Source organism: Massilia eurypsychrophila, from assembly GCF_002760655.1.
GTDB lineage: Bacteria > Pseudomonadota > Gammaproteobacteria > Burkholderiales > Burkholderiaceae_D > JAFCUW01.
The window spans coordinates 1-538 of the sequence record NZ_PDOC01000094.1 but is presented as its reverse complement, the minus strand read 5'-3'; the positions used below and the strand labels follow the sequence as shown (position 1 = coordinate 538).

The 538-nt window shown below is 66.4% G+C and carries 1 protein-coding gene; it reads left to right on the top strand.

Annotated features, from left to right (window positions below; all coding sequences use genetic code 11):
- On the top strand, window positions 1–538 hold a 538-nt coding region (gene pstS / locus CR105_RS27515; RefSeq protein WP_099794146.1), incomplete at both ends, for a phosphate ABC transporter substrate-binding protein PstS.

The following is a 538-nucleotide window of genomic DNA, read 5'->3' as shown; positions in this document are numbered from 1 at the left end:
TCCGACATGCCGCTCAAGGCAGAAGAGCTGGCCGCCGAAGGCCTGGTCCAGTTCCCGGCCGTCATGGGCGGCGTGGTGATGGTGGTGAACCTGCCGGGCGTGACGCCTGGCCAGATGAAGCTGACCGGCCCGGTCGTCGCCGACATCTACCTCGGCAAGGTCACCAAGTGGAACGATCCGGCAATCGCCGCGCTGAACCCTGGCGTGCCGCTGCCGGCCGATGAGATCACCGTGGTGCACCGCGCCGACGGCTCCGGCACCTCGTTCCTGTTCACCGACTACCTGTCGAAGACCAGCCCAGACTTCAAGGCCAAGATTGGCGCCGGCAGCGCCGTCAAGTGGGTGGTCGGCGTCGGCGGCAAGGGCAACGAAGGCGTCGCCGCCAACGTGCAGCGTATCAAGGGCGGCATCGGCTACGTCGAGTGGGCGTTCGCCAAGCGCAACAAGATGTCGCACACCCAGCTGAAAAACAAGGACGGCGTGTTCCTGCAGCCGGACGACGAGAACTTCAAGGCCGCCGCCGCCAACGCCGAGTGGA